Here is a 14,182-nt window from a genome sequence, read left to right as displayed (position 1 = left end):
GTTGCGTACGCAGCGACGCCCGGGGTGACGTGGAGCTCGCCGGCGTCAGCCCGCCGGTGTCAGCGTTCCCTCGCCCGTCATCCGGACGTAGTCCACCGCCATCTCCGCGGGGAACGCCGTCGTCTCGTCCGGGCTCCCCGGCCAGTCGCCCCCGACGGCGACGTTGAGGAGCAGGTGCATGTCCTGCTCGAAGACCCAGTCGTCGGGCGCGGGGAGGTCCTCCGGCGTGAGGGTGAGGTAGTCCACTCCGTCGACGGACCACGTGATGGCGTCCCGCTGCTTGTCGACGGCGTACACGTGGAAGTCGTCGCCGGAGGCCTCATCGAGTTCGAGAGCCGCACCGATGCCGTTCTCGTTGAAGTACGTGGGGCCGTGCGCCGTGCCGTAGACGGTGTCGGGCTCGCCGCCGACGACTTCTGCGATATCGATCTCGCCCTGCGCCGGCCAGATCTCGCCGTTGTCGCCGAGCATCCAGATGGCGGGGAGGAGGCCGGTGCCGTTCGGGATGCGCGCCCGCACCTCGACGCGACCGGTCCGGAGCGCGACCGTCCCCGCCGTCGTGAGCCGGGCGGACGTGTACGGGCACGACGGCACGGTGAAGCACGGGAGATCTTCGCCGTCCGCCGCCGGGAGGGCCGCGATCACGAGGTGACCGTCCCCGTCGAGGGAGGCGTTCTCGGGGGCGTCGGTGTAGTACTGCAGCTCGTCGTTGCCCCAGCCCTCGTCGTCGCGGTTGCCGATCTCGGCCACCCATACCGCGTCGTCCGGTCGCTGCCCCGCCGGGCCGTCGAACTCGTCCGCCCAGAGGATCGTGTCGGGAGCGGCCGTGTCGGAGGAAGTCGCGTTCGAGTCGGGCTCCGAGTTCGGCGAGGCGGATGCGCACCCCGCGAGCGTCGCCGCCAGCAGCAGAGCCGTCGCTCCCCCGGCCCACCGTCGTTTCGTCACCGTCACTCCCTCACGCTACTGCGACCCGGGGCGACGGCTGCGATCACGACGGGTTGCTGCGATGTTCGAACGGACGGGATCGCGCTCGTGTCGGCCATCACCGCCTGAATCCGCGCCTCACGGAAGCGCATCCCCGACGGCGAGGCCGACGTCACGGAGCCCCGCGCAGGACCGCTCTCTCTCCAGGAGAAGCGGAACGGGATCAGTCCTCCGCCAGGAACTCCAGCGCGAGCCGGCGGAAGTCGCGAGAGCCGGGCGCGTTGAAATGGTGCCGGTCGGGGATCTCGATGAACCGGCCGCGAGGGGAGGCGGCGGCGAGCGCACGCGAGCCCTCGATGATCCCGTCGAGTGAACCGGTGGCGAACAGGATCTCCTGCTCCGGAGCGTGTGCCGGGTCGGGGTCGGCCGCACCGGACGCGCGCATTCCACCCGCGATCGCGAGGAGCGCGCGAACGTCGTTGCCCGCGACCCGTTCCATGAGCTGGAGGTAGTTCATGGTGGCCTTGTCGGTGACCGGTGTTCCGTGGTCGACGAGCGCTCGGACCTGACCCAGGTCGAGCCGCCCGAGGGGTACACCGTCGGGCACTCCGCCCAGGACGATCTTCGTGAGCCGATCCTGGAGGTCCTTCGCGACCTCCCACCCCACGCGCGCACCGAGCGAGTAGCCCACGTAGGACGCCGAGTCGACCAGGTAGGTGTCCATGACGTTCTCGACGTCGCGAGCGAGGACGGGGAGCTCGTAGTCGTGGGGGTCGAGAGGCTTGTCGGATTGACCGTGTCCGCGCTGGTCGAGTGCCAGGACGCGGAAGCCGGCGCGCTGAAGATCGCGCACCCAGCCGGTGTTGACCCAGTTGTCACGAGTACTCGACGCGAAGCCGTGAACCAGCACGACCGTCGGATCCGTGTCGTGACCCCACGAGTAGGTCGCGATCCGGAAGCCGTCGGCCGACATCACGACCTGCGGGTCGGGCATCTGTGTCAGATCGGAGAGAGGTGTCGTCATGGATTGGTTCGTCCGTCGCTCGATGGATGATTGGGGAGATCAGCGCATGACCATCGTGCCCGGTTCCGTCATGCCCCCGCGACACCCCTCGCCGAGCATCACGGCGCATGCGCGCACGCAACTCCCATCTGCGGCTGAAATTTCACCCGCGGAACGCAGTTGCGTGCGCAAATGCGGGGATGGAAGGGGCGGGGAATTCGGGAGGGCGGGGTGCGTTGGGGGGAAAGTGAGCCTTTTCAGCGAATCCCCCCAGTCCTCCGCCCCCAGCGACGCCACGCGCGTCGACACCACGCGCGGTGACACGAGCCGCGGGGACGCCGCACGCAGCGCCCTCGTCGTGGGCGCGACCGGGATCGGCGGCTCCGCGCTCGTCGACCTCCTCTCCGCGCAGGGCTGGCCCGTCGCCGCGTTGTCCCGCCGGCCGATCGCGGAGCGACCCGGTGTTCGCGCGCTCTCGGCCGACCTCCGCTCCGCCGACAGCCTCGCGAGCGCCCTCGCCGACGAACGCCCCACGCACGTCTTCTTCACCGCCTGGTCCCGCCAGGAGACGGAGGAGGAGAACATCGCCGTCAACGGTGGCATGGTGCGCGACCTCCTCGCCGCCCTGTCACACGCGCCGCTCGAGCACGTCGCGCTCGTCACCGGACTCAAGCACTACCTCGGTCCATTCGAGGCCTACGGCCAGGGGAACATGCCCGACACCCCGTTCCACGAGGAGGAGGCCCGGCTCGACGCCCCCAACTTCTACTACGCACAGGAGGACGAGCTCTTCGCGGCCGCCGAGCGCGACGGCTTCGCGTGGTCCGTGCACCGCTCGCACACCGTGATCGGCCACGCCGTCGGCAACGCGATGAACATGGGGCTGACGCTCGCCGTCGCCGCCTCGATCAGCCGCGCGCAGGGCACGCCCTTCGTCTTCCCCGGTTCGCTCACACAGTGGAACGGCCTCACCGACATGACCGACGCGACCGTGCTCGCCGATCAGATGGTGTGGGCGGGTACGACGGAGGCCGGCCGCAACGAGGCCTTCAACGTCGTCAACGGCGACGTGTTCCGCTGGCGCTGGATGTGGTCGCGCATCGCGGAGCACTTCGGCGTCGAGCCGGTCGGCCCGAGCGAGGTGCCGCAGCCGCTCGAGCAGCAGATGGCCGGAGCGGACGACGTCTGGCAGCGGCTCGTGAGCGAACACGGACTCGTGGAGCCCGACCTCGGCCGGCTCGCCTCGTGGTGGCACACCGACGCGGACCTCGGCCGCGAGATCGAGGTCGTGACCGACATCAGCAAGTCCCGCCTCGCCGGCTTCACGACGCACCACCGCACGGTGGACTCGTTCACCGCGCTCTTCGACCGCTACCGCGCCGAGCGCCTCATCCCGTAGAACGGCAGGGCCGAAGACCCGGCCACCCGGCCACTGAGCGCTACACCGTCAGCCGAGCGCTCCACGAACTCGTGGAGCGCTCGGCTGACTGTAGCGCTCGGGGCGGGAGGGCTACCGCGCCTCGGGCGCATCGGCGCCGGACGCCAACGGCACGTCGATCACCATCGTGAGACCGCCACCCGGCGTGTCCTCGGTGTCGAGGCGTCCGCCCATCCCCTCCATGAATCCCTTGGAGAGGGCGAGGCCCAGGCCGAGTCCCGTGAGGTTGTCGGTGTCGCCGAGCCGCTGGAACGGGACGAACACCTCGGCGAGCCGTTCCGGGGCGATGCCCGGCCCGTGATCCGCGATCCGGATCTCCGCCCGGCCGCCGAAGCTGCTCGTGGAGATGCGCACACGCGTGCCGGGAGGAGCGAAGCGCCGGGCGTTGTCGAGCACGTTGACGACGACGCGGCCGAGCAGCACGGGATCGGCGACGAGCGGCGAGAGATCGGCGTCGAGGTCGAGTTCGACGTCGGCCGGACCGAGGCCAAGCTCGTCGAGCACGGGCAGGATCACGTCCTCCGCGTCCACGGCGCGGAGCGAGACGGCGAGGACCCCGGCCTCGAGCCGGCTCACGTCGAGGAGGTCTGTGACGAGCGCGGCGAGCGCCGTGAGGCTCTCCTCCGCCGTCGCGAGCAGTTCCTCCCGATCGCCGTCGCTCCACTGCACGTCGGGCGCGCGCAGTCCGCTGATCGCGGCGGTCGCGGCCGTGAGCGGGCGGCGGAGGTCGTGCCCGACGGCCGAGAGGAGGGCCGTGCGCACGCGGTCGCTCTCCGTGAGGGGGCCGATCCGGCCAGCGGTCGCCGAGAGATCGGAGTGCTCGAGCGCCGCCTCCACCTGCGCGGCGATGACGGAGAGCAGCCGTCGCTCGGACGCCTCGAGATCGGCGCCGTGGAGCTCGAGCACGGCGCGCGATCCGATGGGCACGGCCGTGAAGGCGTCGTCGGGACGCGGTTCGCCGTCGCGCGCGAGCACCTGCTCCCCCGCCACGAGGCGCACTCCCGTGAGGCCGAACGATTCCCGCGTACGGCTGACGAGCGCCTGCACCGCACCCTCGCCGCGGAGCACGCTGCCCGAAACGGTCGCGAGCAGCTCCGACTCGGCCGCAGCCCGCTGCGCGACGCGGCTGCGCCGGGCGGCCTGATCGACGACGACGCTCACGAGAGCCGCGTTGAGCACGTAGAGGACGAGGGCGAACAGGTGCAGCGGCTCGTCGACCGTCACGGTGTAGAACGGTTCGACGAAGAAGAAGTCGAGGGTGAGGCCCGAGAGGAGCGCCGCGAAGAGCGCGGGCCAGATGCCGCCGACGAGGGCGACGACGATCACGAGGAGCTGGTAGCTCAGCACGTCGCTCGTGATCGAGTCCTCGCTGCGGAACCCCACGAGGATCCAGGTCAGCAGAGGCCCGGCCACGAGGGCGAGTGCGAGACCGGCGATCCGGCGGCGGATCGTGAGGGCGCCGCCCAGCCGCGGCAGGGCGAAGCGGCCGCCGGCGGCCTCGTGGTTGACGATGTGCACGTCGATCGCGCCGGCCTCGCGCGTCACGGTCGCGCCGATACCGGGGCCCGTGAGGGCGGCGGCCAGACGGCTGCGTCGGCTCACGCCGATGACGAGCTGTGTGGCGTTGACGCTGCGGGCGAAGTCGACGAGGGCGCGCGGCACGTCGTCGCCGACGACCTGGTGGTAGGTACCGCCGAGCTTCTCGACGAGAGCGCGCTGCTGGGCGAGGGCGTCGGGATCGGCACTCCGGAGCCCGTCCTGGCTCGTGATGTGCACGGCGAGGAGCTCGCCTCCCGCCGATCGCGCGGCGATCCGTGCCCCGCGGCGCAGCAGCGTCTCCCCCTCGACACCACCCGTGAGCGTGACGACGACGCGCTCCCGCGCCTCCCACTTGCGGTCTATTCCGTGCTCCGCGCGGTAGTCCTTGAGGGCGTTGTCGACCTCGTCGGCGAGCCAGAGGAGCGCGAGTTCGCGCAGCGCCGTGAGGTTGCCGAGCCGGAAGTAGTTCGACAGGGCGGCGTCGATGCGCTCGGCCGGGTAGACCCGTCCCCCGGCGAGCCGATCCCGGAGGGCCTCGGGCGCGAGGTCGACGACCTCGATCTGGTCGGCCGCCCGCAGGACGTGGTCGGGGATGGTCTCCCGCTGCGGCACACCGGTGATCTGCTGCACCACGTCGTTGAGGGACTCGATGTGCTGGATGTTGACGGTGGAGATCACGTCGATCCCGGCCTCGAGCAGGCTCGTGACGTCCTGCCACCGCTTCTCCTGCGCCGAACCGGGCGCGTTCGTGTGCGCGAGCTCGTCCACGAGCGCGAGGTCCGGCCGGCGCGCGACGACCGCCGCGAGGTCCATCTCCGTGAGCTCGACGCCCCGGTGCACGACGACGGCACGCGGCACGATCTCGAGCCCATCGGTCATCGCCGTCGTGGCCGCGCGGCCGTGGGTCTCCACGACGGCGACGACCACGTCGACCCCCTCACCGGCGAGCCGCTTGCCCTCCTCGAGCATCGTGTACGTCTTGCCGACGCCGGGAGCGGCGCCGAGCAGCACCCGCAGCCGCCCTCGTCGCATCGGTCAGCCGTCCAGTTCCTGGAGCGCGACGTTGAGTCGCAGCACGTTGACCCGGCTGTCGCCGAGGTACCCGGCGTCGGGCGCCTCGATCGCCGACTCCACGAGCGCGCGGACATCGTCCGGGGCGAGGCCCCGCTCCTGCGCGACCCGGTCCACCTGCAGCAGCGCGTACACGGGGCTGATGTGGGGGTCGAGGCCGGAGCCCGACGCCGTGACGGCGTCCACGGGGACCTCGTCGGGGTCGACCCCGTCGAACTCCGCGACCTGCGCACGGCGCTCCTCGATCGCGGCGATGAGGTCCGCGTTCTCCGGCCCCAGGTTGGAGCCGCTCGACGCGCCGCCGTCGTAGCCGTCACCCGCGGCGGACGGGCGGGGCTGGAACCACTTGGGGAGCGGGTTCCCGTCGGCGTCCGCGAAGGACTGGCCGATGAGGGCCGATCCCACCGGCTCCCCGTCGACGGAGACGACGGATCCGTTCGCCTGCGCCGGCAGGGCGAGCTGGCCGGCTCCGAGGAGGGCGAGCGGGTAGCCGATGCCCAGCACGACGGTGAGGACGAGCATCGCTCGGACGGCGACCCCGGCGGTCCGGAGACTGCTGCGTGGTGCACTCATGATCTTTCTCTTCTCTCTGGTTCTGTCGCTGCCGGATCAGAATCCGGGGATGAGGCTGACGACGAGGTCGATCAGCTTGATGCCGATGAAGGGGGCGATGACGCCGCCGAGGCCGTAGACGAGCAGGTTCCGCCCGAGCACGCGCGACGCGCTCAGCGGGCGGTATCTCACGCCCCGGAGGGCGAGCGGGATGAGCACGACGATCACGATCGCGTTGAAGACGATCGCCGAGAGCACAGCGGAGGCCGGGGAGTGCAGGCCCATGATGTTGAGCACGCCGAGGCCGGGGAACACGCCGATGAACATCGCCGGGATGATCGCGAAGTACTTCGCGATGTCGTTGGCGATCGAGAACGTCGTGAGGGCGCCGCGTGTGATGAGCAGCTGCTTGCCGATCGCGACGATGTCGATGAGCTTCGTCGGGTCGGAGTCGAGGTCGACCATGTTGCCGGCCTCCTTCGCCGCCGACGTGCCCGTGTTCATCGCCACCCCCACGTCGGCCTGCGCGAGGGCCGGGGCGTCGTTCGTGCCGTCGCCCGTCATGGCGACGAGGTTGCCGCCCGCTTGCTCCTTCTTGATCAGTTCCATCTTGTCCTCGGGCGTCGCCTCGGCGAGGAAGTCGTCGACTCCGGCCTCCGCGGCGATCGCCTTCGCCGTGAGCGGGTTGTCGCCCGTGATCATGACGGTGCGGATGCCCATCGACCGCAGTTCGGCGAAGCGTTCCTTCAGTCCATCCTTGACGACGTCCTTCAGGTGCACCACGCCGAGGATCCGGCCGGCGCCGTCCGGCGCGGTCGTCGCGACGACGAGCGGGGTGCCGCCGCTCTGGGAGATGCGCTCCACGCACTCGTCGAGATCGGCGAGCACGCTGCTCGGCGCACGGCCGCTCTCCGCGATCCACGCGATCATCGCGGCCGACGCACCCTTCCGGATGCGGGTGCCGTCCGGCTCGTCGAGTCCCGACATGCGCGTCTGCGCCGTGAACGGGACGATCTCGCCGGGGGCCGACGTTCCCACGTCCACACCGCGAGAGATCGCGAGGTCGACGATCGACTTCCCCTCCGGGGTGGGATCGGCGAGCGACGAGAGTGCCGCGGCGCGGATCAGTTCCGTCTCGTCCGCCCCGCCCACGGCGACGAAGTCCGCCGCCTGACGGTTGCCGTAGGTGATGGTGCCCGTCTTGTCGAGCAGCAGGGTCGTGACGTCTCCTGCGGCCTCGACGGCCCGGCCCGACATCGCGAGCACGTTGCGCTGCACCAGTCGGTCCATGCCGGCGATGCCGATCGCGGAGAGCAGGGCGCCGATCGTCGTGGGGATGAGGCAGACGAGGAGCGCGATGAGCACGGGCACGCTCGCTGCGGCACCCACGTACGAGGCGATCGGGTTGATCGTGAGGGTGACCACGACGAAGACGATCGACAGGCTCGAGAGCAGCACGTTGAGGGCGATCTCGTTGGGCGTCTTCTGACGCGACGCACCCTCGACGAGGCCGATCATGCGGTCGACGAACGTCTCGCCGGGCTGCGACGTGATCCGCACGACGATCCGGTCGGACAGCACGCGCGTGCCTCCCGTCACGGCGCTGCGGTCGCCGCCGGACTCGCGGACGACGGGGGCGGACTCGCCCGTGATGGCGGATTCGTCGATCGAGGCGATGCCCCACACGATGTCGCCGTCACCCGGTACGAGCTCACCGGCGGCGACCACGACGACGTCTCCCATCGCGAGGTCGGCGGAGGACAGCTCGACGATCTGCGCGGCCTCGGCTGACGGGTCCGCGGCGGCCTGATAATCCGCCACCCGGCTGGCCGTCGTGCTCGTGCGGGTCTTGCGCAGGCTGTCGGCCTGCGCCTTGCCCCGCCCCTCCGCGACGGACTCCGCGAGGTTCGCGAAGAGCACCGTGAGCCAGAGCCACACGGCGATGCCCCACGTGAACGTGGCGGGGATCTCGGAACCACCGGACGACTCGGGGCCGCCCAGGAAGGGTTCCGCGATCGCTATCGCGGTCGTGAGCACGGCCCCGACCTCGACGATGAACATGACGGGGTTCCGCCACATCGATCGAGGATCGAGCTTCTTCGCGGCGCCCGGGACGGCCTGGATGAGGGTCGCGACGCTGAACGCGCCCGTGGGACGCTGCGCCTTCTCCTGTTGGCCCGTCTCCTGTTCGTCCGGCTCCCGGGGAGACGTGGGTGCGGTCGTTGTGGTCATGGTCTAGAGCAGTCCTTCTGCGAGGGGGCCGAGCGCGAGCACGGGGAAGAAGGTGAGCGCGGTCACGATGACCGTCACACCGATGAGGAGGCCGACGAAGAGCGGCCGGTGGGTCGGCAGGGTGCCGCTCGTGGCCGGGACCGTGTCCTGCGCGGCGAGCGACCCCGCGAGGGCGAGGACGAAGGCCATCGGGAGGAAGCGACCGAGGAGGATCACGACACCGAGCGCGGTGTTGAACCACGGGGTGTTCGCCGTGAGCCCGGCGAAGGCCGAACCGTTGTTGTTCGCCGCCGAGGTGAACGCGTAGAGCACCTCCGAGAGCCCGTGGTTGCCGGGATTCCAGATGGAGGTCGATTCGACGTCGTCTCGGATGCCGGGGATCGCGAAGCTCAGGGCCGTGCCCACGAGCACGAGTGTCGGCATCACGAGGATGTACAGGCTCGCGAGCTTGATCTGGGTCGGGCCGATCTTCTTCCCGAGGTACTCGGGGGTGCGCCCCACGAGGAGCCCTGCGACGAAGACGGCGATGATGGCGAGGATCAGGATGCCGTAGAGGCCGGCCCCGACACCGCCGGGGGCGATCTCGCCGAGCATCATGTTGAGCATCGGCATCATGCCGCCCACCGCCGTGTACGAGTCGTGCATCGAGTTCACCGCGCCCGTCGACGTGAGGGTGCTCGAGGTGCCGAAGAGCGTCGAGCCGAAGACGCCGAAACGCACCTCCTTGCCCTCCATCGCCCCGCCGGCGAGCTGCGGGGCCGTGCCCGCGCCGGCGCGTTCGAGCAGCGTGAGGATCGTGAGCGACGCGACGTAGAAGAACGACATGACGGAGAGGATCGCGTAGCCCTGGCGCTTGTCGCCGACCATGCGGCCGAAGGTGCGCGGGAGCGAGAACGGGATCATGAGCATGAGCACGACCTGGAAGAGGCTCGTCCACGCCGTCGGGTTCTCGAACGGGTGGGCGGCGTTGACGTTGAAGAAGCCACCGCCGTTCGTTCCGAGGTTCTTGATCGCCTCTTGCGACGCGACCGGTCCGCCCGGGATGGTCTGCGTCGCACCCGAGAGGGTCGTGACCTCGGTGAAGCCGTTCAGGTTCTGGATGACCCCGCCCACCATGAGGACGACGCCTGCGACGACGGCCATGGGGAGGAGCAGGCGCAGCGTTCCGCGCGTGAGGTCCACCCAGAAGTTGCCGAGCGTGCCCGTCCGGCTCCGGGCGAAGCCGCGCACGAGGGCGACGGCGACGGCGAGACCGACGGCGGCCGAGACGAAGTTCTGCACCGCGAGGCCGGCGGCCTGCACCGTGTAGCCCATCGTGAGCTCGGGCGAGTACGACTGCCAGTTGGTGTTCGCGACGAACGAGGCCGCCGTGTTGAACGACAGGCCCTCCGGCACGGCGGGGAGCCCGAGCGCGAACGGGAGGATCGCCTGCGCGCGCTGGAGGAGGTACAGCAGCAGGAGTCCGACGGCGGAGAACCAGAGCACGCTGCGCAGGTACGACTGCCAGGTCTGCTCGGTTCGCGCGTCCACCCCGATGAGGCGGTAGAAGCCGCGTTCGACGCGCAGGTCCTTCGTCGAGGTGTAGATGTGCGCCATGTAGTCGCCGAGCGGGCGGTGGAGGAGCGCGAGGATGAGGGCCAGGGTGCCGAACTGCAGCACGGAGGAGAGCACATCCATCGTCAGAATCGCTCCGGCTTCACGAGGGCGTACACGAGGTACACGATGGCGGCGATTCCGAGGCCGGCGGCGACGAGGGAGAAGACGATCACAGCTTCTCGACCCCCCGTCCGACGAGGCCGACGAGGACGAACACGGCGATGATGCCGAGCACGTACGCGATGTCGAGCACGGTTGCTCCTTCTGGAGGCGGTAGGCGCATCCTGCTAGGGATGCGGGCGCCCCGACGGGGGCACAGCAACCGAGTAGACACCCGTGCCCGACCCCGGATCGCGGTCCTAACGGAATCCTCACGCCGCCGCCCGGAACCCTAACGGCATCGATACGCGCGGGACTCCCCGCCCTTCTCCGCCTCGATCCGCGTAGCCCCGGTCCCGCTCGGCACCACAGGTCTTGCGCGTCGCGCTACAGGTTTTGGTGAGCGCTGCAGCGCGCGACGACCGCTCGGAGCGGGAGGTGGAGTGGGGGGGTGAGGGCGGGGAATGGATGAGGGGTGTGTGAGGGGTGGATCGGCGGGTCCTGGTTTCCGGGGGAGAACGGGGGTAGGAACAGGGGAGGAACAGATGGGGACCGCAGCGCGCGGTCGGACGAGGGGGACGCATGATCGACCGCGACGGACTGGCGACGTTCCTGCGACACCGTCGGGAATCCCTGCAGCCGGAGGACGTGGGCCTCTCGCGAGGACCGCGTCGGCGCACGAGCGGGCTCCGCCGCGAGGAGGTCGCGGCACTCTGCCACATGTCCACCGACTACTACGCACGCCTCGAACGCGGCACCGGGCCGCACCCATCGGAGCAGATGATCGCGTCCATCACGCAGGGACTGCACCTCTCCCTCGGCGAGCGCGACCACGTGTTCCGCCTGGCCGGTCACAATCCGCCGCCGCGCGGGGCCGCGAGCGATCACGTGAGCCCCGGACTCCTCCGCATCCTCGACCGGCTCGAGGACACCCCGGCCGAGATCGTCACGGAGCTCGGCGAGACTCTCCGGCAGACGCGACTCGGTACCGCCCTCCTCGGGGATGCGTCGGAGCGCACCGGGCCCTCTCGCAGCCTCGGCTACCGGTGGTTCACCGAGCCCGCACTGCGCGAGGCCTATCCCGCCGACGAGCGCGACCTCCTCTCCCGCGTGTATGCCGGCGGGCTCCGGGAGATCGTCACGATGCGGGGACCGGATTCGCGCGCGGCGCGACTCGCATCGCTCCTCGTGGAGGAGGACGAGGGCTTCCGCTCGCTCTGGAACGAGCACCAGGCGGGCGTCCGTCCGCCGGAGATCAAGCGGTTCCGACACCCGGAGGTCGGGTCGCTGGAGCTGGAATGTCAGACGCTGCTCGACCCGGAGCAGTCGCACCGCCTGCTCGTCTACACCGCGGTGCCCGGCAGCGAGAGCGCGGAGAAGCTGCAGTTGCTCGCCGTCATCGGGACGCAGTCCCTGGCCCTCTGACCGTTCCCCGCGAGGGGTGGCCTGCCCAACGGTGGATCGTCAGGCCCTGAATACGGATCGCGGACACGCGGAACATGGGTCTCACACCCACCGAGCGGCCGACGGTCGCACAGCGACAGGAGACCTCATGCCTCGCACCATCGACATCACCATCCCCGATCTCACCGGGAAGCTCGCCGTCGTGACGGGGGCGAGCGACGGGATCGGACATGTCATCGCGACCCGACTCGTCGAGGCGGGTGCGGAACTCGTGATGCCGGTCCGCTCGTCGGCGAAGGGCGAGGCCGCGGCGCAGCGCATCCGTGACCGCGTCGCCGGCTCCCGGATCTCGTCCCCGGCCCTCGACCTCTCGTCCCTCGACTCGATCGCCGCCCTCACGGACGGACTGCGCTCCGAGGGCCGACCGATCCATCTCCTCGTCAACAACGCCGGAGTGATGACCCCGCCGACGCGCCAGACCACCTCCGACGGCTTCGAGCTGCAGTTCGGCACGAACCACCTCGGGCACGTCGCCCTCACCCTCGGCCTGCTCCCGCTGCTCCGCGAGGGAGCGGCACGCGTGACCCACCAGTCGAGTGTCGCCGCCCGCAGCGGCGAGATGAACTGGGGCGACCTCGATTGGGAGCGCTCGTACGACGTCATGAAGGCGTACTCCCAGTCGAAGATCGCCGTCGGACTCTTCGCCCGCGAACTCGACGCACGCAGCCGCGCCGAGGGCTGGGGCATCTCGAGCAACCTGTCGCACCCGGGCGTCTCCCCCACCAACCTGCTCGCCGCCCAACCGGGCTTGGGGCGGCAGCGTGACACGACCGGGGTTCGGGTCATCCGCGTCCTCTCCCGCCTCGGCGTCGCGGGAACGCCGCAGACGGCCGCCCTCCCCGCGCTCCTCGCCGCGACCGGTCCGGCCTCCCGCGGCGACCAGTTCTTCGGACCGAAGCGCGTGATCGGCGGCGCCCCGGTCGAACGGGAATTCTGGGCGCCGCTGCGCGACATGGATGCCGCCCGCCGCCTCTGGGACGAGTCCGAGCGCCTCGTCGGCGCCCGCTTCGCCGTCTGAGAACTCCGTGAGGTGTCGCATTCTGCTGGCAAGACTGCCGTGCAGGCAACAGATTGCGATACCTCACGGAGGGTGCGGAGCGGAAGTTCGTGGTTGCGCGACGGGGGGAGTTCGACGTAGCATCGAACCGGTTCGAATCGAACCGGTTCGACACTTCGGTCGACGACCGGTTCGACACCAGAACGACACACACAACCTTCGAGCAACGAGGCTTCCATGGTCACCATCGGCGACGTCGCCAGCGCAGCGGGCGTATCGCGCAGCACCGCGTCCTACGCGCTCTCCGGGAAGCGGACCATCTCCCCGGAGGTTCGCCTGAAGGTACTGCAGGCCGTCGAGAGCCTCGGCTACACGCCCAATGCCGGCGCTCGCGCCCTCGCCACCTCGCAGACCCGGGTACTCGCCCTGCTCGGTCGCTTCCTCTCCGACGAGTTCGCTCCCGCCATGCTCCAGTACATCCTCGGGGTCTCGAACCGTGCCCGCGAGCTCGGCTACGACACCCTGCTCGTCTCCGAGGACGACGGGGCGGCAGCCCTCAAGCGCATCTCCGACTCCCGGATGGTCGATGGCTTCGTGCTCCTCAACGTCGCCGAACGCGACACCCGCCTCCCCGTCCTCCGCGCGGCGCCCCAGCCAGGGGCCCTCGTGGGACTGCCAGGAGAGCCCGACGGCCTCGACGTCTTCGACCTCGACTTCGACGCGACGGGCTCGTTCATGATCGACACCCTCCACGGCCTCGGACACCGCGAGATCGTGCTCGTCTCGCAGCCGGAGCACGTCGTCGAGCGCGGCGGCGCGTACGTCTGGCGCCTCGCCGACGGCGCCCGCCGTCGCGCGGACGAGCTCGGCGTCTCGCTCCACACCTACTTCGGATCGTCGAGCCAGCCGGCGATCGGCGCCGACCTGCACCGCATCCTCGACACGCACCCCACCGCCACCGGCCTGCTCCTCAACAACGAGGCCGCGGCCGCCGCCCTCCCGAGCGTCCTCGCCGCACGCGGCATGACCGCCCCGGACGACCTCTCCGTCATCGGCCGCTACTCGGACGACTTCGCCCGTACCTTCTCGCTGCCGTTCTCGGCTGTGGACAGCGCGGCGGACGAACTCGGCCGGCGCGCCGTGGAGCAGCTCGTCCAGCGCATCGAGAACCGCGCGGACGACGCTCCGGCACACCTCGAGCTCATCGCACCCGTGCTCCACGACCGGGGCAGCATCGCCGCCCCGCGCCCCTGACCCCGCCCCGACC

At 70.5% G+C, this 14,182-nt stretch carries 11 protein-coding genes; 4 read left to right on the top strand and 7 right to left on the bottom strand.

What is annotated here, in order from left to right; all coding sequences use genetic code 11:
* Positions 1-45: 45 nt before the first annotated feature.
* Together ELQ94_RS00745 and ELQ94_RS00740 are read right to left on the bottom strand one after the other, a co-directional pair.
* Positions 46-951, bottom strand: a complete 906-nt coding sequence (locus tag ELQ94_RS00745; RefSeq protein ID WP_208007481.1) for a glycoside hydrolase family 16 protein — start codon at positions 949-951, stop codon at positions 46-48.
* Between the two features lie 196 nt (positions 952-1,147).
* Positions 1,148-1,948, bottom strand: a complete 801-nt coding sequence (locus tag ELQ94_RS00740) for an alpha/beta fold hydrolase (RefSeq protein ID WP_127046204.1) — start codon at positions 1,946-1,948, stop codon at positions 1,148-1,150.
* A gap of 337 nt (positions 1,949-2,285) precedes the next feature.
* Here ELQ94_RS00740 and ELQ94_RS00735 point away from each other — a divergent pair, with 337 nt between their 5' ends.
* On the top strand, positions 2,286-3,326 hold the full coding sequence (locus tag ELQ94_RS00735; RefSeq protein WP_243696838.1) for an SDR family oxidoreductase: 1,041 nt from the start codon (positions 2,286-2,288) through the stop codon (positions 3,324-3,326).
* A gap of 111 nt (positions 3,327-3,437) precedes the next feature.
* Here the strand turns inward: ELQ94_RS00735 and ELQ94_RS00730 are convergent, their stop codons facing one another.
* The 5 genes from ELQ94_RS00730 to ELQ94_RS00710 are packed head-to-tail and all read right to left on the bottom strand — an operon-like array spanning position 3,438 to position 10,528.
* Positions 3,438-5,936 carry a DUF4118 domain-containing protein gene (locus ELQ94_RS00730; protein WP_127046200.1) on the bottom strand — a complete coding sequence of 833 codons (2,499 nt, stop codon included), beginning with the start codon at positions 5,934-5,936 and terminating at the stop codon, positions 3,438-3,440.
* Between the two features lie 3 nt (positions 5,937-5,939).
* Positions 5,940-6,548, bottom strand: a complete 609-nt coding sequence (gene kdpC, locus ELQ94_RS00725; protein ID WP_127046198.1) for a potassium-transporting ATPase subunit KdpC — start codon at positions 6,546-6,548, stop codon at positions 5,940-5,942.
* 36 nt (positions 6,549-6,584) lie between these two features.
* A complete protein-coding gene (kdpB, locus tag ELQ94_RS00720) occupies positions 6,585-8,759 on the bottom strand; it encodes a potassium-transporting ATPase subunit KdpB (protein ID WP_127046196.1) in 2,175 nt (724 codons plus the stop codon).
* 3 nt (positions 8,760-8,762) lie between these two features.
* On the bottom strand, positions 8,763-10,436 hold the full coding sequence (gene kdpA / locus ELQ94_RS00715; protein WP_127046194.1) for a potassium-transporting ATPase subunit KdpA: 1,674 nt from the start codon (positions 10,434-10,436) through the stop codon (positions 8,763-8,765).
* A gap of 2 nt (positions 10,437-10,438) precedes the next feature.
* Entirely contained in the window at positions 10,439-10,528 is a 90-nt protein-coding gene (locus ELQ94_RS00710) for a potassium-transporting ATPase subunit F (RefSeq protein ID WP_127046192.1), read from the bottom strand.
* Between the two features lie 508 nt (positions 10,529-11,036).
* Here ELQ94_RS00710 and ELQ94_RS00705 point away from each other — a divergent pair.
* The 3 genes from ELQ94_RS00705 (at position 11,037) to ELQ94_RS00695 (ending at position 14,169) form a co-directional block, all read left to right on the top strand.
* On the top strand, positions 11,037-11,879 hold the full coding sequence (locus ELQ94_RS00705) for a helix-turn-helix transcriptional regulator (protein ID WP_127046190.1): 843 nt from the start codon (positions 11,037-11,039) through the stop codon (positions 11,877-11,879).
* Positions 11,880-12,006: 127 nt separating this feature from the next.
* Complete coding sequence (locus tag ELQ94_RS00700; RefSeq protein ID WP_127046188.1) at positions 12,007-12,936, top strand: SDR family oxidoreductase; 930 nt, start codon at positions 12,007-12,009, stop codon at positions 12,934-12,936.
* A gap of 216 nt (positions 12,937-13,152) precedes the next feature.
* Positions 13,153-14,169, top strand: coding sequence for a LacI family DNA-binding transcriptional regulator (locus tag ELQ94_RS00695; RefSeq protein ID WP_127046186.1), 1,017 nt, complete (start codon positions 13,153-13,155; stop codon positions 14,167-14,169).
* Positions 14,170-14,182 lie beyond the last annotated feature (13 nt).

The organism is Labedella endophytica (assembly GCF_003990045.1).
Taxonomy (GTDB): domain Bacteria; phylum Actinomycetota; class Actinomycetes; order Actinomycetales; family Microbacteriaceae; genus Labedella; species Labedella endophytica.
This window is presented reverse-complemented; position numbering and strand designations above follow the sequence as displayed.